Origin of the sequence: Bradyrhizobium tunisiense, assembly GCF_042263385.1 — a bacterium.
GTDB lineage: Bacteria > Pseudomonadota > Alphaproteobacteria > Rhizobiales > Xanthobacteraceae > Bradyrhizobium > Bradyrhizobium tunisiense.
Genome location: NZ_JBHLEV010000001.1, coordinates 1,565,187 through 1,582,302 on the forward strand (window position 1 = coordinate 1,565,187; position 17,116 = coordinate 1,582,302).

Here is a 17,116-nt window from a genome sequence, read left to right on the forward strand (position 1 = left end):
ACCTTGGGTAAAACAGACTCTGTCTTGGACAATACAGATGTGGTCAGGGACCATTCCTTTCACTGTATCGCGAACGCCGAATCCGGCGCTCACTGGTTACACTACATCATGTGGGGTTAAGGGTTTCAATATGCCAGAGAGCCCCGGGGGGCCCCTCCATGTCCGCACGGTCTGACTCACTTCGTACCTTTCCAGCTTCCGTCCGGGTTCCGTAAGCCGGTTGAAGAGAGATTCAGCTTCATTCCCGTCAGGAAGACCCAGGCCGGCGCCGGTCGATCCGCAAGCAGCGCTGCCTCGTTCTCCGGCAGGCGGTACCGCCGGAGTGCCTGGGCGGCCGGGGAGGCCAGGGCGCGAAAGCTCTGCGGCGGGCGATCGATGACCGCCATCGGCACCTGGCCGGCGATGCGCCGCCAGTGCTGCCAACGATGGAATTGAGCGAGGTTGTCGGCGCCCATGATCCAGACAAAGCGCAAGCCCGAGAGGCGGCGGCGCAAGGTGGTGATCGTGTCGATAGTATAGCGGGTACGAATGACGGATTCGAGACAGCTGACCTCGATCCGCGGGTCGTCGGCAATTTCGCGCGCCGCGTGCATGCGCTCGCCGAGCTCATGCAGCGTGCCGTTCTCCTTCAGCGGATTGCCTGGCGTCACCAACCACCACACGCGATCGAGCTGAAGGCGCTTCAGCGCGAACTGGCTGATGGCGCGATGGGCCTGGTGGGGCGGATTGAACGAGCCGCCGAGCAGGCCGATGCGCATGCCCGAGGTGTGGGTCGGTATGGCCTGCGCGAAGAAACGTGGCGCGACGAAATTGTTGCTCAATGCCCCGCGCCCCGCGACTTTACGGCCGCGTCTGCCCGGTGCCGCGAACGCGATATTTGAAGCTCGTCAATTGCTCGGCGCCGACAGGGCCGCGGGCGTGGAAACGGCCGGTGGCGATGCCGATCTCGGCGCCGAAGCCGAACTCGCCGCCATCGGCGAACTGCGTCGAGGCGTTGTGCAGCACGATCGCGGAATCGACCTCGCTCAGGAATTTGTTCGCCGCCGCCTCATCCGCGCTCACGATCGCATCGGTGTGGTGCGAGCCGTGGTTCTGGATGTGCGCGATCGCGCCATCGACACCGTCCACCACCTTCGCCGCGATGATCGCGTCGAGATATTCGGTGTCCCAATCATCTTCGCTCGCAGGCTTTACGCGAGCATCGATCTTTTGGACGGCATCGTCGCCGCGCACCTCGCAGCCGGCCTCGATCAGCATCTCGACCAGCGGCTTCAGATTCTTGCCGGCAGCGGCGCGATCGACCAGCAGCGTCTCGGCCGCGCCGCAGACGCCGGTGCGGCGCATTTTGGCGTTGAGCACGATCGACTTCGCCATGGCGAGGTCGGCACTGGCGTCGACATAGACGTGATTGACGCCTTCGAGATGCGCGAACACGGGCACGCGCGCTTCCTGCTCGACGCGTGCGACGAGGCTTTTTCCGCCGCGGGGCACGATCACGTCGACGGCGCCGTTCAATCCCGACAGCATCATGCCGACCGCCGCGCGGTCGCGCGTCGGGACCAGCGTGATCGCGGCTTCAGGCAGGCCGGCTTCGCGCAGGCCCTGCACCAGGCATTCATGGATGGCGCGGCACGAGCGGAAGCTGTCGGAGCCGCCGCGCAGGATCACGGCGTTGCCCGACTTCAGGCACAGCACGCCGGCATCCGCCGCGACATTGGGCCGGCTCTCGAAGATCACGCCGACGACGCCGAGCGGCACGCGCACGCGCTCGATCGTCATGCCGTTCGGCCGCTGCCAGCTCTCGGTGACGATGCCAATCGGGTCGGCAATGCCGCGCACGATGCCGATGCCTTCGGCCATGCCTTCGACCCGCGCCGGCGTCAGCGTCAGGCGGTCGATGAAGGCGGAGGTGGCATTGCCGGAGGCGCGCGCCTCCGCGACGTCCTCGGCATTGGCGGCGAGAATCGCCGCAGCGTTCGCGGTGATCGCCCGCTCCATGGCCTCGAGCGCCCGGTTCTTCTGCTCCGGCGGCGCCAGCGCCAGCACGCGCGCGGCAGCGCGGGCACGGGTCCCGAGATCGGTCATCAGCGCCAGGAGATCGCTGGTCCGATCGGCGTTGCCGTCAACGGCTTTGAGGGGGGCGGCCATGGGGTTCAACCTTCTGCTAAGGCGGTGTCCTAGCACGGAAATCCCGCATTTGCGAAGGGCGGGGAGGGTATGGCAGGGGCCCGGTCGGGTAGGACGAGGCCCGGACGACGGACCGGCCCCGGCGTCACGGAGGCGGGCGCCTTACCCGCCCACCACCAGATCATCGCGGTGGATCATCTCCGACCGCCCGCTGATGCCGAGGATGGCCATCACGTCCGGGGAGGAGCGGCCCTTGATCCGCTCGGCGACCTCGGCGTCATAAGCGATCAGGCCGCGGCCGATCTCGCTGCCGTCGGGGCCGCGCACGATCACGGCATCGCCGCGGGCGAACTGGCCCTCGACCTTGATCACCCCGGCCGGGAGCAGGCTGGCGCCGGCGCGCAGCGCCGTCACGGCGCCGGCATCGATCGTCAGCGTGCCCTTCGGCTCCAGCGTGCCCGCGATCCAGCGTTTTCGCGAGGTGATGGGGTTGGCCGGCGTCAGGAACCAGGTGCAGCGGCCGCCATCGGCGATCGCCTGCAGGGGATGCTCGATCTTGCCGGAGGCGATCAGCATATGCGTGCCGCCTGTCGTCGCGATCTTGGCGGCCTCGACCTTGGTGCGCATGCCGCCGCGCGACAGCTCGGACTCGGCGTCGCCCGCCACGGCCTCGATCTCCGAGGAGATGCTCTCGACCACCGGAATCAGCTTGGCGTCCGGGTTGTTCTTCGGCGGAGCATCGTAGAGCCCGTCGATGTCGGACAGCAGCACCAGCAGGTCGGCGCTCGCCATGGTGGCGACGCGCGCCGCGAGGCGATCGTTGTCGCCGTAGCGGATCTCGTTGGTCGCCACCGTGTCGTTTTCGTTGATCACGGGGATGGCGCGCCACTCCAGCAGCTTGCCGATGGTGGAGCGGGCGTTGAGATAGCGGCGGCGCTCCTCGGTGTCCTGCAGCGTCACCAGGATCTGCCCGGCGCCGATGCCGTGGGCGCCGAGCACCTCCGACCAGATCCGCGCCAGCGCGATCTGGCCGACCGCGGCAGCGGCCTGGCTCTCTTCCAGCTTCAGCGGACCACGCGGCAATTTGAGACGGCTGCGGCCGAGCGCGATCGAGCCGGAGGAGACGACGAGAACGTCGCGGCCCTCGCGGTGCAGCTTGGCCATGTCGTCCGCCAGTGCCGCCAGCCAGGACGCCCGCACCTCGCCCCTGTCGGAATCGACCAGCAGCGCTGAGCCGACCTTGACGACGATGCGGCGGAATTGACTGAGTTCGGGGCTGGCCATAGTGCGCCTGGACGATCTGCTCTGCATTGGAAACGGCGGAGCGAGACAGCGGCGCCGATAGGCCCGCTTTTGCAGCAGGACGATGGCCGGCGCAAGGCGGGCCGGATGGTAAACGGCGAATGTGGGCCTTGTCGTGGACGCGGCTCTGGTTCTAATTGATGCCAACCAAAAATGGGCCAAAGGGGGAAACGAATGGATCGCCGCAAATTCATGACCGGATGTCTTGGAGGCTCTCTTGCGGGATCTCTTGGCCTGCCGCTGCTGGCGCAAACGGGTGGCGCGCAAGCGCAGGCGGGACTGAGCAAAATGATCTTCCCGTTCGCGGCCGGCGCGGGCGGCGACACGTTGTGTCGGTTGATTGCGCAGGAGATGGCGCCAACGCTGCAGCGGACCATCGTGGTCGAGAACCGCACCGGCGGCGACGGCCTGATCGGCATCAAGGCGGTGAAGGGCGCTAGCCCCGACGGCAGCATGGTGCTGGTGACGACGGGGCCGACCATGTATCTGCTGCCGATGGTGGAGACGACGCCGAGCTTCGACACCGCCAAGGACTTCATGCCGGTGTCGCTGCTGGCGCGGTTCGAATTTGCCGTCGTGATCGGCCCGGCGATCGACGCCACGGATTTCAAGGGATTTGTCGCCTGGTTGAAGGCGCATCCGGACAAGACCTCGTTCGGGGTGCCGAGCAACGGCACCATTCCGCACTTCATGGGCTCCAAGCTCGAGAAGGAACTCGGCATCCCCCTGACCCGCGTGCCCTATCGCGGCAGCGCGCCGATCCTCAACGACCTCGTCGGCGGCCATCTCTCGTTCGGCATCGTGACATTGGCGGATGCGCTGCCTCAGCATCGCGCCAAGGGCGTCAGGATCGTCGGAGTCAGCAGTGCGGAACGTTCGCCGTTCGCACCCGAGGTTCCGACGCTGAAGGAGAGCGGCATCGATCTCGTTGCCGATGCCTGGTATGGCATGTGGCTTCCCGCCGGCAGCCCGCCGGAGTTTGCGAGCAAGCTCGGCGCGGCCGCGAGCGCCGCGCTCGCCAAGCCCGAGGTGAAGGAGAAGCTGACGGCGATTGGTCTCATCCCGGTCGGCTCGACGCCGGACGGATTGACCAAGGAGCTCGCCGCGAACATCGCGCTGTGGCAGCCGATCGTGAAGGCGACGGGCTACAAGATCACGAACTGAGTCGCCGCCCGCGCGTCATGCTCCGCCGTCATGGCCGGGCCTGACCCGCCCATCCACGCGCTTCAGCGATCGACGCAAGACGTGGATGCCCGGGTCAAGCCCGGGCATGACGAGCTGAGAGAGCTTCGCGCTCGCTCTTTTTCCTCATCCTGAGGAGCCGCGTAGCGGCGTCTCGAAGGATGAAAGGCCCGGCTGCCGCAGCGGGGCCCGCATGGTTCGAGACGGCGCTGGCGCGCCTCCTCACCATGAGGGTCTACATCTTCCCGCGCTGCGTGATCCCGTCCTTGATCGCCGCGAGCTCTTTCTCATCCCAGATGCCGATCAGGACGCCGTTCTTCACCTGGAGCTGGTTGTCCGCATAAGCCGCGATCTTCTCGCGCGGCGTGGTGATGTGGCCGCTCGGATGTAGCGCCCAGTCGAACAGCTCGGCCTGGAGCCGCGCGATGATGCCGGCGCATTCGGGATCGTCGCCGCGATCCAGATACTCTTCCGGATCGTTCTCGAGATCGTACAGCATCGGCCGGAAGCCGGAGGCGTGGATGTACTTCCAGCGGCCGTCGAACACCATGAACAGGCGGCAGCGCTCGATCGGCTGGTTCAGCTTCAGCCGCACGTCCTGCATGGCGTAGTCGTATTCGGAGAACGCGACCTTGCGCCAATCCGGCGGTGTGGAGCCGCGCAGCAGCGGTAGCAGCGAGCGTCCCTCGAGGATGTGGCCCGGCACCTTGCCGCCGAAATAATCGACGAAGGTCGGCGCAAGATCGATCGCCTCGACCAGCGCATCGCTGCGCGTGCCGCGCGTCGCGTCGGCTTCTTTCGAAGGGTCGATGATGATCAGCGGGATCTTCGCCGACTGTTCGTGGAACAGATCCTTCTCGCCCATCCAGTGATCGCCGAGATAGTCGCCATGATCGGAGGTGAACACGATCATCGTGGTGTCCAGCAGGCCGCGCGCCTCCAGGAATTTCATCAGCACGCCCATCTGGTCGTCGATCTGCGTGATCAGGCCCATATAGGTCGGGATCACCTTCTCGCGGGCCTCATCGCGCGCCATGTTGCGGGAGTAGCGCATGTCCATGTACGCGCCGAACACCGGATGCGGATTCTGCCGCTCGCGCATCGAGCGGATCACCGGAATCATGTCATTGGTGGAATACATGCTGGCGTAAGGCTCTGGCGCGATATAGGGCCAATGCGGCTTGATGTAGGACAGATGCAGGCACCACGGCCGGCCGTCGGTCTCGGCTTCGCTGATGAAGTCCATGGCGCGCCGCGTCATATAGGGCGTCTCGGAATGCTCGTCCGGCACGCGCGCCGCCTTGTCGGCATGCACCAGCAGCCAGCCGTTCTGCAAGCTACCGTCTACCGCCGCGCCTGAATTGGCCCAATGCTCCCAGGGATTGGTGGCTTCAAAACCGTGCTTACGCAGATAGTCGTCGTATTTCGGCCGGGGCCGGCCGGTCGGATGCAGGCCGTCGTCGCGCTCGTAAGGTTCAAAGCCGCATTCGGCGACGTGCACGCCGATGACGGATTCCGGGGAAATGCCGAGTGCCTTCATGCCTTCGATATCAGGGGCCATGTGAGTCTTGCCGACCAGCACGTTGCGCACGCCGATCTTCTTGAGGTGATCGCCGAGCGTGGGCTCGCCGACGCGCAGCGGCCAGCCGTTCCAGTGCGAGCCGTGCGAGCGCATATAGCGGCCGGTGTAGAACGACATCCGCGACGGCCCGCAGATCGGCGATTGCACATAGGCCTTGCTGAACAGCACGCCGCGCTTGGCCATGGCGTCGATGTTCGGCGTCTTCAGCGTGGGATGGCCGGTGCAGCCGAGATAATCATAGCGAAGCTGGTCGCACATGATCCAGAGAACGTTCTTCGCGCGCGCCATGCGTCATCCCTGCATTTTCTTGATTGTTTGATGCTGCGATATCGAGGGCGCGAAGGCAAGCCGGTGAGGTGCATGCCCCAGCCGCACGCACCGCTGTCGTCCCTGCGAACGCAGGGACCCATAACCCCAAGGATTAGTTTGGCGAAGATTCGCAGTTCGGTACTGCGGCCATCCGCAATCGAGAGATCACGAGGTATGGGTCCCTGCGCCCCGTGCGCAATTGCGCACTAGGCAGGGACGACAATGAGCCTACGCCGACCAGGGCTCCGCCTCGGCCGCGCTCTTCGCCTTGGCCGACACCGGGGCCTCGCCGATCACCTCGACGAGCGCGCGCAAGGCTTCCTTGACGCCTTGGCCGGTGATACCGGACAGCAGCAGCGGGGTCTTCTTGGCCGCACGCTTCAGCCGCTCCTTCTGCTTCTTCAATTCGTCCGGCTCGACCGCGTCGATCTTGTTCAGCGCGACGATCTCGATCTTGTCGGTCAAGAGCCCGCCATAGGCATCGAGCTCCTTGCGCACCGTCTTGTAGGCCTTCCCCGCATGCTCGCAGGTGGCGTCGACGAGATGCAGCAGCACGCGGCAGCGCTCGACATGGCCGAGGAAGCGATCGCCGAGACCGGTGCCTTCATGCGCGCCCTCGATCAGGCCGGGAATGTCGGCGAGCACGAACTCACGGCCGTCGGCGTTCACGACGCCGAGTTGCGGATGCAGCGTGGTGAAGGGATAGTCGGCGATCTTCGGCCGCGCCGCACTGACCTTGGACAGGAAGGTCGACTTGCCGGCATTGGGCATGCCGACGAGGCCGGCGTCGGCGATCAGCTTCAGCCTCAGCCAGATCCAGCGCTCTTCGCCGGTCTGGCCGGGATTGGCGTTGCGCGGCGCGCGGTTGGTCGAGGTCTTGAAATGCGCGTTGCCGAAGCCGCCATTGCCGCCCTCGGCCAGCACGAACTTCTCGCCGACCTCAGTGAAGTCGTGGATCAGCGTCTCGCGGTCCTCGTCGAAGATCTGCGTGCCCAGGGGAACCTTCAGCACGATGTTCTTGCCGTTGGCGCCGTGGCGGTCCGAGCCTGAGCCGTTCTCGCCCTTCTGGGCCTTGAAGTGCTGCTGGTAGCGGTAGTCGATCAGCGTGTTGAGGCCGTCGGCGACCTCAATGATGACGTTGCCGCCGCGGCCGCCATTGCCGCCGGACGGGCCGCCGAATTCGATGAACTTCTCGCGGCGGAACGCCACGCAGCCGTTCCCGCCGTCACCGGAGCGGATATAGACCTTTGCTTCGTCGAGGAATTTCATGGGCCAAAGGTAGGCCAGCCGTCCCCGCGCGGCAACCCGGATGGACCCGCAAATCGGCCGAATTTCTCGCGATTTCGCCCGTTGCTTAACCTTCCGGCCGCCGCCGGATCAGGAATTTCTGCAGGCCGTCCAGCACCAGCTCCCTGCGCTGGTTGAATATCGTGCTGCCCAGCGTCACCACGCCGGTGGTACGGCCCGGCACGAGCTCGGTGACCTCGAGCGCCGGATAGAGGGTGTCGTCGGCGAAAACAGGTTTGAGAAACCGGCTCGATTGCTCGAGGAAGCCGACCAGCGACTCCTCGACCATGAACGGAAACAGGCCGGCGCCCGGCGCGGTGTGGATCAGGGTCTGGAAGCCGTGGGCGAGCAGATGCGGCATGCCGCGGCTGCGGCAATATTCCAGATCGTAGTGCACGGGATGGGTATCGCCGCTCGCAGTCTGGAACGCCGCGAAGATCGCCGAGGTCTGGGTCCGGCTCGGCAGCACGAAGCGTTCGCCGACGACGAAATCCTCAAACCAGCGTTGCGTGGGGATCATGCGGTGCCGGGCCGGATCGAAATCAGTCATGTCAAAAGCTCTTTTGTCGGTGCGGCTCTATCGCTACCGCGATGCGAAGAGTGCGACAATCCGTTCAATTCGGCGTTGCGGGCTTGTCCAGCGCGCCCACGTCATTAAAACGGCCGCTAGCGACTCGATTTGCCGGTTTCCTGACGCTCTCTCCGCCGTTCATTGCGAGCACAGCGAAGCAATCCAGACTGCCGCCGCGGAAAGATTCTGGATTGCTTCGCTGCGCTCGCAACGACGACCCCCGACAGTGCAATCAATGCCCTTCTTCAAATCTCTCTCCGCCTATGACGATCGCTCCGCGCGCCTGGCCGGCATCGGGCTCATGGTGCTGTCGATCTTCATGTTCTCGTTCGGCGACGCCATGGGCAAATTCCTGGTCGGGACCTATTCGGTGGGACAGCTCCTGTTTCTGCGCGCCTGCGCGGCGCTGCTGCTGCTGTCGCCGCTGATCTGGAAGCAGCGTCACCAGTTCCTGCATCTGGAGCGGCCGCGCCTGCAATTCGTTCGCGTCGTGCTCTCGACGCTGGAAGTGGCGGCCTTCTTCCTTGCGACCGTTTACCTGCCGCTGGCCGACGTCATCACCTATTATCTCGCCGGGCCCATCTTCGTCACCGCGATGTCGGCGATCTTCCTGGGCGAGAAGGTCGGCTGGCGGCGCTGGACCGCGATCCTGATCGGCTTCTGCGGCGTCTTGATCGCGCTGCGGCCGTCGGCGCAGACCGTCAGCCTGCCGGCCCTGATCGCGCTCGGCGGCAGCCTGTCATTCGCGACGTTGATGCTGATCACGCGCAGCCTGCGCAAGACGCCCGACATCGTGATGGCGTCCTCGCAATTCGTCGGAACGTTTTCGCTGGGTGCGGTGCTGTCGGCGTTTCACTGGGTGCCGCCGACATCGGGCAGCCTCGTGATCTTCGCCGCCGCAGGGCTCGTTTCCGTCACGGCGTTGTTCTGCGTCAACCGGTCGCTGAAGCTCGCGCCGGCGAGCGTGGTGGTGCCCTATCAATATTCGATGATCGTCTGGGCCGTGATCTTCGGCTTCGTCGTGTTCGGCGACGTGCCGTCCATGGCGACGCTGATCGGCGCCGCCATCATCATCGGCGCCGGGTTCTACATCTATCTGCGCGAGCGGGATTTGGGGCGCGAGCCTGCGGACGTGAATCCGCCGGCGTAGCCCCACCCCCGCTGTCGTCCCGGACAAGCGAAGCGCAGATCCGGGACCCATACCCACAGGGAGAGGTTTTGCGAAGACTCGGGGTGGGAGTTTTGCCTCACACGCCGCCCTGTGGTTATGGGTCCCTGCGTTCGCAGGGACGACAGTTGTGAATGTCGCGGCGCCCTTCGCCTACCTCACCCGCCGCGCGCTGCTCCAGCTCTTCAGCGAGGCCCACACCCCGCGCGACAGGCGGAAGCAGTCGACCGGCGTCGACGAGCCCAGCGCCAGGAAGCGGTGCAGCTGCACGCCGCTCCACTGGAAGCCGCACTTCTCCAGCACGTTGCGCGAGGCCGGGTTGGTGACGCGCGCGCCGGCATGAAGATGCTCGTCCTCGAACTCCTCGAAGAAGAAGTCGATCGCGCCGCGCGCGGCCTCGGTGGCGAAGCCCTGGCCCCAATGCTCGACGCCGAGCCAATAGCCGAGCTCGGCATCGCCGGGCCTCGAGCAGTCGATGCCGACCATGCCGACCGGCCCGGTGTCGTGCTCGATCAGGAACACGGTCTCGCTGCCGAGCGCGGCGGTGGCGCGGACGAATTCGACGGCGTCGTCCTGCGAATAGGGATGCGGCAGGCGGCGGGTGTTTTCCGCGACGCGGCGGTCGTTGGCGAGCCGGGCGATGGTCCTGACGTCGGCAAGCGTCGGCCGCCGCAAGGTCAGCCGCTCCGTGGCGACGACGCTGGGTCTCGCCTCGGCCAAGGTCACGCTCGAGAAATCCTGCAACATGTCCGGCTCCGTGAAAGTCACTAAGTCAAAGTGAGCAAGTCAAAAGAAAAGGGGAGGCCGGTTTCCCGCCTCCCCTGGAGCCTTCGATCTCGATGATCTGGACTCCGCCGGTTCAGTGGGACCGGCGGACTCCAATTTGATCCACCGTCTATTCAGCAGCCTCTGCGATCGGGAGCACCGATACGAAAGTGCGGCCGTTGGCTTTGGCCTGGAACGTGACGCGACCCTCGATCTTGGCGAACAGAGTGTGGTCCGTGCCCATGCCGACATTAAGGCCGGGGTGCCAGGTGGTGCCGCGCTGACGCGCAATGATGTTGCCGGGAATCACAACTTCCCCGCCGAACGCCTTGATACCGAGGCGCTTGCCCTTGGAATCGCGTCCGTTACGCGATGAACCGCCTGCTTTTTTGTGAGCCATGGCCCGTCTCCGAAATCCTGCGTATGTCTAGATCAATTCCTTGACGGAATCATTTCAAAATTTCTCACGCATCAATTCGTGAATTGGCGTGATCGATTTTGCGTTACTCGGCGGCTTCCGCTGCCGGCTCCTTCGCCACCTTCTCCCGCTTCGGACGCGGTCCCTTGGTGGGCTTGGCGCCGTCGGTCAGGATCTCGGAGATGCGCAGAACTGTGATCTCGTCGCGATAGCCGCGCTTGCGGCGCGAATTCTTGCGGCGGCGCTTCTTGAACGCGATGACCTTGGGGCCGCGCTTGTGGTCGAGCACCTCGACCGCAACGGAGGCGCCTGCGACCGTCGGAACGCCCAGCACCGGCGTGTCGCCGCCGACCACCAGGACTTCATTCAACTGCATGATCGAGCCGACTTCGCCTTCGATCTTGCCTACTTCGAGAACATCATCCGGCTCGACGCGGTATTGCTTGCCGCCGGTTTTGATGACTGCGAACATCGTTTTTTCTCCGTGTTCAATCCCGGCCTCGCGACGGATTGTCGGGGCCGGCTTTTTGCCAGTCGCTATGGGTTTATGCGAGTTTTGTGCGGGCGGGAGTTATCCCATTGAAAACCCACGCAAAAACAAGCGGCGCGAGAAACGCCCCGCGCCGGCTGTGGGACTTATAGCCGCCGCCCGCGCCAAGTCAAGGAAAACTGCCGGAATTTGAAGGATTTGGCCCGTCTTCCGGCCCGCAGCCAAATCTCTGACGGCTTTGCAACAAACCGGTTCCCAGCCCGTTAGTCCGGCCGGAACAGGCAAGCGGGCAAGGGCTCTTCAATGGCAACGGACGAACTGGTCAAGACGACGACGGGCATCGCTCATCACGGCGCCGAGCGGCTGCCGTCGGTGGACGTCGACGGCTTCAACATCGAGATCAAGGACGAGGACGGCTTCCTCGGCGACCGCGCCAGCAGGGGCGCCTTCCGCGACATCCTCGACCGCTGGCGCAAGCCGCTGCGCAAAACAGGCGAGGACCCGTTCGGCAAGGAGCCCTCGGAGAGCATCAGCAAGAAGACGCTGGACGCCATCCTCATCGGCGACGACGTCGAGGCCTCCGCGGTGGTGCACAGCGCCATCGAGGACTTTGCGCAGGAGCTTGCTTACGTCACCCGGCGCTTCCTCAAGACAAAGGCCTGGGCCAAGACCGAGCGCATCGTGGTCGGCGGCGGCTTTCGCGATTCTCGGCTCGGCGAGCTCGCGATCGCGCGCACCGAGATCATCCTGAAATCCGAGGATTTCAAGATCGACCTGCAGCCGATCCGCCATCATCCGGATGAAGCCGGCCTGGTCGGCGCGCTGCATCTGGCGCCCTCCTGGATCTTCGAGGCCCATGACAGCATCTTGGCCGTCGACATCGGCGGCACCAACATCCGCTGCGGCCTGGTGGAAACCGGCTGGAAGAAGGCAAAAGACCTGTCGAAAGCCAAGGTCGTGAATTCGGAGTTGTGGCGTCATGCCGACGACGAGCCGACGCGCGAAGGCGCGGTGAAGCGTCTGATCAAGATGCTGAAGGGGCTGATCACGGAGGCGGAAAAAGAGGGCTACAAGCTCGCACCCTTCATCGGCATCGCCTGCCCGGGCGTGATCAATGCGGACGGCTCGATCGAGAAGGGCGCGCAGAATCTTCCCGGCAATTGGGAGAGCAGCAAGTTCAACCTGCCGGCGAGCCTGCTCGAGGGCATTCCGCAGATCGGCGATCATGACACCGCGATCCTGATGCACAATGACGGCGTGGTTCAGGGGCTGTCCGAAGTGCCGTTCATGCAGGACGTCGACCGCTGGGGCGTGCTGACCATCGGCACCGGTCTCGGCAATGCCCGCTTCACCAACCGCCGCAAGGAGAACGGCAAGGACAAGGACTCCACGGACAACGGCAAGAAAAAGGACAAGGACAGCAAGAAGGGCGACTGAAGCGGCGAAGCCGAACGAGGGTCGCGGCGGCCGTTCACCTCTCCCGAAGGGAGAGGTCGAATGGCATCGAGAGATGCCATCGGGTGAGGGGTTGCGGTCCCCAGCTCGCCATGCCCTCCGGTGTGACCGGAGCGGGCGCCCGAGTAACCTTGACCGGTTAGGTTAAGGACCGGATTGCGTTGCGGGCCGCCCGCCGCACGCTAGGGTCGAATCGTCGCCTCACCTGGCCTGCGAAGCCGCCCTTCCTGGTCAGCGTTTCAATGAGCGGCACGGGACCGCCAGTATTTACCGCGTCTGGCGGTCCCACCCCGTTTTACGGCGCGCGCGAGCGGGCTCCTCAGCCAGACCCCATCGCTTCAGCAAACCATCGCGCAACGACCCGAGCCCCTCATCCTGAGGGCCCGCCGCAGGCGGGCGTCTCGAAGGATGGCCGCGAGACGAATGGCCCGCTCCGAGAGCCGCCGGCATCGCACCCCTTCGCCCAATGGCATGGATGATTCGGCTCGGAGGCGCAGCGCCTCGCCCGGCAAGTACCAGTCGCCGCGTTGCCCGGCACAAATCGCGCGAAATGCCGCCGAAACCTCCCGCTCCAGCCGCTGAGCCACAGGCCCGGCCGAAAACGGAGCTGATTTTCACCCTCCCAGCCTTGTCTGGCCCGCCATCCTCGCCTATTAACGCCCCCAACCACAGGGGCCGAGCCTCTACATGGCGCCTTCAGGAGAGGTGGCAGAGTGGTTGAATGCACCGCACTCGAAATGCGGCATAGGTGCAAGCCTATCGGGGGTTCGAATCCCTCCCTCTCCGCCACGAATTCGCCGAAACCGCTGAAATTCCGGCTTAACCTACAAAAACAAGGCTTTCTGAAAAAGTCCCGTGGTACACGCAGGTGATTACCGTGAGCCGTTTTCGCATGATCGAGCCGTGGGTCAAGCCGCGTTCGGAGTTCTGCTGGTCTCGCCGCCGCACGCCCGCGCGCTACCGCGGCTTTGGCATGCCGGCCGAGATCAAATCGGCTTGAAAACCAAGGATTGGGACGAGGCCGTCATGCGCGCCGCCGAAACTCTCGCATCCGCAGATCGTGGCGCTGGCGGGAGAGGTTCTACTGGAAGACCGCCGGGACGCACGCGGACCAGCCGGGCGCACTCCTGCAGTGGCGGCAGCGAAGATCGACCGACGGGGATTCGGCGGTGTGCTCACGCGGTCCGCCACCCGATGTTCACAACCAAATGAAAGCAGAAGACGCGGTACCGCGCTATTTCTGAGGGCGACCGGGAGTGACGCCCCCGGGGTGCAGCGGCCATGACAAGAGCACGCCTATCTCGTTACGCCGAGCAACGCTTCGTCCCGGACGACTTGTGACCGCAAGCCACAAAGAATGACCGGCATCGCGCGGTGCCGAACCTTGAAACCGCTTGGTCCAAGCCCCTCCAAATAGAAAGGAGTGTCGCTATGCACCTGAGCATTTCGATAGATCCACGTGTGGCCATGGCCCTCGTGTATCTCGTAGCAACGACCCTTTGATAGGGGAGCCCGCACACCGGCCAATGTGCGGGCTCAATCGTTTCGGGCCTGTGGCTCCTCGACATCCAGCATCCCATACAGCACGTCGCTGGCCTCGCGAAACATGTTCTCGGCGGCCGTCGACGCGTGCGTTCCGAAGTTTGGGACCGGCGGCATGGCAAACACCCTCGGCGTCAGGTCGGGCGGGATGCCGTTTGCATGAAGATTGTAGAGCGACAGGTAGAGCGCGTGGAGAAAGCCCAGCATCTCCTTCACCTCGTCGATGTTCGTCTTGGCCATCAGCGCGTCGGCGCCGGCGCTGGTGACCCCCTTATGCGCGAACACCTTGTGCCGGATGTCGCGGTAGGTCTTCTTGTAGATCCCGCGCCACTTCGCGACTTCCTTCTTCATCGCGCGCACGTCCGAGACGATGAGGTCGTATTTGGTCGAGGCGTAGGCGGCCGCGTCGGCCGGCGTCATGCCTTGCACGATGCGGCGCTGCTGCAGTCCCGCCCGGCTGAGGACGCCGATGTTTCCGGAGACGGACGCCATCAGCGTGTTGATGGTGTGCAGCGATTTCGGGTCCGGATCGAAGATGCGCCCGAGCACCACGAATGCGGACATCAGCAGCGCGTAACGCGTCGTCCGCCAGAACATGGCGGTCTCCTGCATCTTCTGGAGCACGTCGGAGTTCTTGAACGGCACCAGCTGCGTCGCAAGGTAGCCATAGAAGTATTGCTGCGCGGACTCCTCCTCGCTGCGGAACATCTCCATTTCGTGCTCGATAGGCGGAGGTGGCATCGTCACCGTTTGGGACATGGCCACGCCTTCTTTAGGGCATCCGGGAACATGATCGCCGGCAGCCCGTCGCGTTTGTCGGGATTGTCCTTGAGGTAGGCGCAGAACACGTCGGTGACTTGCTCGAGCGTGGCGCGGCCCGGCTTGCAGTAGCCGGCGACGCGGTTAATCGCGAAGTCGACCTCGATGTCGTTGTTCGGCATGTCCTTGCCAAAGTGCCGCCCGGAATCGATTACCGCGGCGGCGTGGGCGGCCGAGTCGTAAAGACCAGCCACGTAGCTGAAGGCGGCATGCCGATCGTTGCGGCACCAGTCGTAGACGTCATTGCCGGAGTAGAACGCCGTCGGCGGGACCTCGACCGCGAGCGCCGGCGTCGACAGGGACATCAGAAGTGCTGCGGCCGCGACTCTCATCACTTGGCCTTCCGTTTCTTCGCATTCTTCTTGGCCTTCTTTGCCGGCGTCGGCTCGAAGTCGCCGACCTCGAGCCAGTCGCGGCGGCCGTCGACGTTCAGATCGCAACGGAGCATGCGGAGGCGTCCGACGAGATCGTGCCTGCTGGCGGCCGAGCCGTTGAACCGAAGCATGTGCCGCCCTCCGATGTCCGAGAAGCGCTTCACGCTCCCGACCTCGACGAGAACCGTCTTCTCCTGGTGGCGCCCCATCGCCAGGCCAGCCTCGAACAGAACGTTCGGCCGGGCCTGGCCCTGGGGCTTGCCCTCAGAATTCTTCTCGTCGCGACTGACGAACTGGTCCTTGAGCTGCACAAGGTCGTCCGGCGAGAACAGCACGAGCACCGCCTGGGCCTGGTCCATGACCTCGTCGATGACGTCGCCGACGAAGGGGTTGGCGCCACGGCGGGCACGGCGGATCGCCTGCTCCCATTCCAGAGGCTCGAGACCGATGGCTCGCAAGAACGCGAACATGGAATCGCGCAGTGTCATGTCGCGGCCATGCACGACGAAGACCGTCTTGCCGGTGGTGCGGCGCTTCGACTTCTTCGCGACCGACTTCCGTGCCGGCGCAGCAGCTGCCGGTGGAGGCGCTGCGGGTTCGCGACGCCGCTGACCACCGCCGGCACCCAGGAATCCGCTGACAGCGTTGCGCTGGTCAGGCGTGGAGAAGCGGTTGACGTTCAGGTTCTCGCGCATGCCCAGCAAGATCGCGGCGAGGTTGCGCTCCAGGCCAGTCTCGTTGGCCACGCGCTGGATGTGCGGGTAGACGGCCCTGTCGGAGATCCCGAGATGGGCGGCGAGGCGAGCTATCAGATCTTGATTGATGCGTGCCAAGCTACCGCCGTCCGTTGCGGCGCTGGCGCGCGACATTGACGTAGTTGGGGCCGACATCCAGCAGGGCCGCGATCTGGCGGGAGGTGAAGCCGATCGCGTCTAGCTTCAGCGCGGCGGCCTCCTTGTCGTCGACGTCCTTGACGTACATGAGCGCAAGCAGTCCGGCGATCTTGTCCATCGCCGTCGTTCCCTGCGGTTGGGCCTCCGCCTCAGCGGCGGGAGCCGCGCGCTTTTTTGGCGCTCCTTTTGCCGGCCTTCTTGCCACCTTTGTTTCTCCGGAGGCGCTTGAGTTCGTTCACCGACGCCAGCGTCGATCCGGCCGCCTCGGCCGAATCCTTAGTTGGCAGTCCGAGCGATTCCAGGAAGTCGACGCGAGCCAGCACGTCCCGGAACTTGTCGCGGTCGCTCTCGGCCGCCTTGGACATGGCCAGCCGTGCCAGCGACCGTCCGATGACGGGCAGCCAAGTCGCGTATTCCGAGTCCTCGTCGGCCATGCGGGTGCCTGTGGTTGAGCGAATCGCAGCTGGAATGGTGGCGATCCCGGTTCCGGGAGTCCAGACTTCCATGTCCGGGAAGCTGGACTATCCATCGAGAAATGACTCGAATTCAGTAGGTTAAGTCCACGTTTTTGGCCTGCCAAAGCGTTGCCTAAGGCTCAGGACCACTAGCCGGTTTTCGGCCCGAATGATCGAGGGTACTCCGCCCTCATTGACCAGGTTGACGGCGAGGCCAGAAGCTCGTCGCATGCTTGAGGCGCGGGGGGCTAAAAGAAGGTAATGGGGCGAAGAGGTCGGGCAGGCCCTAAACGCCCTGAAATCGGCCGAGCTTGAAAGACAGAATCGTTCGCCCAAGTGGTACACAACGGTGGTCGCAAACCTCCGCCGACCTTTTT

General features: G+C 64.6%; 18 protein-coding genes and 1 tRNA gene. 5 read left to right on the forward strand and 14 right to left on the reverse strand.

What is annotated here, in order from left to right; genetic code table 11:
* Nucleotides 1-176 precede the first annotated feature (176 nt).
* From ACFDR6_RS07370 to proB, 3 genes are all read right to left on the reverse strand, one after another.
* A complete protein-coding gene (locus tag ACFDR6_RS07370; RefSeq protein ID WP_375857873.1) occupies nucleotides 177-821 on the reverse strand; it encodes a nicotinate-nucleotide adenylyltransferase in 645 nt (214 codons plus the stop codon).
* A 19-nt stretch (nucleotides 822-840) separates the two neighbouring features.
* Nucleotides 841-2,148, reverse strand: coding sequence for a glutamate-5-semialdehyde dehydrogenase (locus ACFDR6_RS07375; RefSeq protein WP_375857874.1), 1,308 nt, complete (start codon nucleotides 2,146-2,148; stop codon nucleotides 841-843).
* Nucleotides 2,149-2,289: 141 nt separating this feature from the next.
* Nucleotides 2,290-3,411 (reverse strand): glutamate 5-kinase, encoded by a 1,122-nt coding sequence (proB, locus tag ACFDR6_RS07380; RefSeq protein ID WP_212081984.1) that lies wholly within the window; start codon nucleotides 3,409-3,411, stop codon nucleotides 2,290-2,292.
* A 192-nt stretch (nucleotides 3,412-3,603) separates the two neighbouring features.
* On the opposite strand from proB, the gene ACFDR6_RS07385 reads away from it, so the two are divergent.
* Entirely contained in the window at nucleotides 3,604-4,593 is a 990-nt protein-coding gene (locus ACFDR6_RS07385) for a Bug family tripartite tricarboxylate transporter substrate binding protein (RefSeq protein WP_375857875.1), read from the forward strand.
* A gap of 253 nt (nucleotides 4,594-4,846) precedes the next feature.
* Here ACFDR6_RS07385 and ACFDR6_RS07390 read toward each other — a convergent pair whose 3' ends face one another.
* From ACFDR6_RS07390 to ACFDR6_RS07400, 3 genes are all read right to left on the reverse strand, one after another.
* Nucleotides 4,847-6,481 (reverse strand): alkaline phosphatase family protein, encoded by a 1,635-nt coding sequence (locus ACFDR6_RS07390; RefSeq protein WP_375857876.1) that lies wholly within the window; start codon nucleotides 6,479-6,481, stop codon nucleotides 4,847-4,849.
* 249 nt (nucleotides 6,482-6,730) lie between these two features.
* Nucleotides 6,731-7,771 (reverse strand): GTPase ObgE, encoded by a 1,041-nt coding sequence (gene obgE, locus ACFDR6_RS07395; RefSeq protein WP_375857877.1) that lies wholly within the window; start codon nucleotides 7,769-7,771, stop codon nucleotides 6,731-6,733.
* An 85-nt stretch (nucleotides 7,772-7,856) separates the two neighbouring features.
* Nucleotides 7,857-8,339 carry a MaoC family dehydratase gene (locus ACFDR6_RS07400; RefSeq protein WP_212081969.1) on the reverse strand — a complete coding sequence of 161 codons (483 nt, stop codon included), beginning with the start codon at nucleotides 8,337-8,339 and terminating at the stop codon, nucleotides 7,857-7,859.
* Between the two features lie 256 nt (nucleotides 8,340-8,595).
* On the opposite strand from ACFDR6_RS07400, the gene ACFDR6_RS07405 reads away from it, so the two are divergent.
* Nucleotides 8,596-9,510: a DMT family transporter gene (locus ACFDR6_RS07405; RefSeq protein ID WP_375857878.1), complete on the forward strand. Its 915-nt coding sequence runs from the start codon at nucleotides 8,596-8,598 to the stop codon at nucleotides 9,508-9,510.
* Between the two features lie 171 nt (nucleotides 9,511-9,681).
* Here the strand turns inward: ACFDR6_RS07405 and ACFDR6_RS07410 are convergent, their stop codons facing one another.
* The 3 genes from ACFDR6_RS07410 to rplU form a co-directional block, all read right to left on the reverse strand.
* Complete coding sequence (locus ACFDR6_RS07410; RefSeq protein WP_212081965.1) at nucleotides 9,682-10,275, reverse strand: GNAT family N-acetyltransferase; 594 nt, start codon at nucleotides 10,273-10,275, stop codon at nucleotides 9,682-9,684.
* 148 nt (nucleotides 10,276-10,423) lie between these two features.
* A complete protein-coding gene (rpmA, locus tag ACFDR6_RS07415) occupies nucleotides 10,424-10,693 on the reverse strand; it encodes a 50S ribosomal protein L27 (RefSeq protein WP_011083253.1) in 270 nt (89 codons plus the stop codon).
* A gap of 103 nt (nucleotides 10,694-10,796) precedes the next feature.
* A complete protein-coding gene (gene rplU / locus ACFDR6_RS07420) occupies nucleotides 10,797-11,183 on the reverse strand; it encodes a 50S ribosomal protein L21 (RefSeq protein ID WP_212081963.1) in 387 nt (128 codons plus the stop codon).
* 321 nt (nucleotides 11,184-11,504) lie between these two features.
* Between rplU and ACFDR6_RS07425 the strand changes: the two genes are divergently transcribed.
* The 3 genes from ACFDR6_RS07425 to ACFDR6_RS07435 all read left to right on the forward strand — a co-directional run bounded on the left by ACFDR6_RS07425 (nucleotide 11,505) and on the right by ACFDR6_RS07435 (nucleotide 13,656).
* Nucleotides 11,505-12,638: an ROK family protein gene (locus tag ACFDR6_RS07425; RefSeq protein WP_375857879.1), complete on the forward strand. Its 1,134-nt coding sequence runs from the start codon at nucleotides 11,505-11,507 to the stop codon at nucleotides 12,636-12,638.
* A 717-nt stretch (nucleotides 12,639-13,355) separates the two neighbouring features.
* Nucleotides 13,356-13,445, forward strand: a tRNA-Ser gene (locus ACFDR6_RS07430).
* A gap of 88 nt (nucleotides 13,446-13,533) precedes the next feature.
* A complete protein-coding gene (locus tag ACFDR6_RS07435) occupies nucleotides 13,534-13,656 on the forward strand; it encodes a hypothetical protein (protein ID WP_375857880.1) in 123 nt (40 codons plus the stop codon).
* Nucleotides 13,657-14,192: 536 nt separating this feature from the next.
* Here ACFDR6_RS07435 and ACFDR6_RS07440 read toward each other — a convergent pair.
* The 5 genes from ACFDR6_RS07440 to ACFDR6_RS07460 are packed head-to-tail and all read right to left on the reverse strand — an operon-like array spanning nucleotide 14,193 to nucleotide 16,718.
* Nucleotides 14,193-14,957: an AbiU2 domain-containing protein gene (locus ACFDR6_RS07440; RefSeq protein ID WP_375857881.1), complete on the reverse strand. Its 765-nt coding sequence runs from the start codon at nucleotides 14,955-14,957 to the stop codon at nucleotides 14,193-14,195.
* The gene (locus tag ACFDR6_RS07445) at nucleotides 14,942-15,349 is read right to left on the reverse strand and encodes a Rap1a/Tai family immunity protein (RefSeq protein ID WP_375857882.1); all 408 of its coding nucleotides are present in this window, start codon (nucleotides 15,347-15,349) and stop codon (nucleotides 14,942-14,944) included. Before ACFDR6_RS07445 ends, ACFDR6_RS07440 begins: the two co-directional genes overlap by 16 nt.
* On the reverse strand, nucleotides 15,349-16,224 hold the full coding sequence (locus ACFDR6_RS07450) for a TIR domain-containing protein (RefSeq protein WP_375857883.1): 876 nt from the start codon (nucleotides 16,222-16,224) through the stop codon (nucleotides 15,349-15,351). Before ACFDR6_RS07450 ends, ACFDR6_RS07445 begins: the two co-directional genes overlap by 1 nt.
* A gap of 1 nt (nucleotide 16,225) precedes the next feature.
* Nucleotides 16,226-16,402, reverse strand: coding sequence for a hypothetical protein (locus ACFDR6_RS07455; RefSeq protein ID WP_375857884.1), 177 nt, complete (start codon nucleotides 16,400-16,402; stop codon nucleotides 16,226-16,228).
* Nucleotides 16,403-16,433: 31 nt separating this feature from the next.
* Nucleotides 16,434-16,718: a hypothetical protein gene (locus ACFDR6_RS07460; RefSeq protein WP_375857885.1), complete on the reverse strand. Its 285-nt coding sequence runs from the start codon at nucleotides 16,716-16,718 to the stop codon at nucleotides 16,434-16,436.
* Nucleotides 16,719-17,116 lie beyond the last annotated feature (398 nt).

What these genes read in the sequence shown, in the direction of transcription:
- ACFDR6_RS07375 (WP_375857874.1), bottom strand. Translation starts at nt 2,148, where the DNA reads ATGGCCGCCCCCCTCAAAGCCGTTGACGGCAACGCCGATCGGACCAGC.
- proB (WP_212081984.1), bottom strand. Translation starts at nt 3,411, where the DNA reads ATGGCCAGCCCCGAACTCAGTCAATTCCGCCGCATCGTCGTCAAGGTC.
- ACFDR6_RS07385 (WP_375857875.1), top strand. Translation starts at nt 3,604, where the DNA reads ATGGATCGCCGCAAATTCATGACCGGATGTCTTGGAGGCTCTCTTGCG.
- ACFDR6_RS07390 (WP_375857876.1), bottom strand. Translation starts at nt 6,481, where the DNA reads ATGGCGCGCGCGAAGAACGTTCTCTGGATCATGTGCGACCAGCTTCGC.
- obgE (WP_375857877.1), bottom strand. Translation starts at nt 7,771, where the DNA reads ATGAAATTCCTCGACGAAGCAAAGGTCTATATCCGCTCCGGTGACGGC.
- ACFDR6_RS07400 (WP_212081969.1), bottom strand. Translation starts at nt 8,339, where the DNA reads ATGACTGATTTCGATCCGGCCCGGCACCGCATGATCCCCACGCAACGC.
- ACFDR6_RS07405 (WP_375857878.1), top strand. Translation starts at nt 8,596, where the DNA reads ATGCCCTTCTTCAAATCTCTCTCCGCCTATGACGATCGCTCCGCGCGC.
- ACFDR6_RS07410 (WP_212081965.1), bottom strand. Translation starts at nt 10,275, where the DNA reads ATGTTGCAGGATTTCTCGAGCGTGACCTTGGCCGAGGCGAGACCCAGC.
- rpmA (WP_011083253.1), bottom strand. Translation starts at nt 10,693, where the DNA reads ATGGCTCACAAAAAAGCAGGCGGTTCATCGCGTAACGGACGCGATTCC.
- rplU (WP_212081963.1), bottom strand. Translation starts at nt 11,183, where the DNA reads ATGTTCGCAGTCATCAAAACCGGCGGCAAGCAATACCGCGTCGAGCCG.
- ACFDR6_RS07425 (WP_375857879.1), top strand. Translation starts at nt 11,505, where the DNA reads ATGGCAACGGACGAACTGGTCAAGACGACGACGGGCATCGCTCATCAC.
- ACFDR6_RS07440 (WP_375857881.1), bottom strand. Translation starts at nt 14,957, where the DNA reads ATGTCCCAAACGGTGACGATGCCACCTCCGCCTATCGAGCACGAAATG.
- ACFDR6_RS07445 (WP_375857882.1), bottom strand. Translation starts at nt 15,349, where the DNA reads ATGAGAGTCGCGGCCGCAGCACTTCTGATGTCCCTGTCGACGCCGGCG.
- ACFDR6_RS07455 (WP_375857884.1), bottom strand. Translation starts at nt 16,402, where the DNA reads ATGGACAAGATCGCCGGACTGCTTGCGCTCATGTACGTCAAGGACGTC.
- ACFDR6_RS07460 (WP_375857885.1), bottom strand. Translation starts at nt 16,718, where the DNA reads ATGGCCGACGAGGACTCGGAATACGCGACTTGGCTGCCCGTCATCGGA.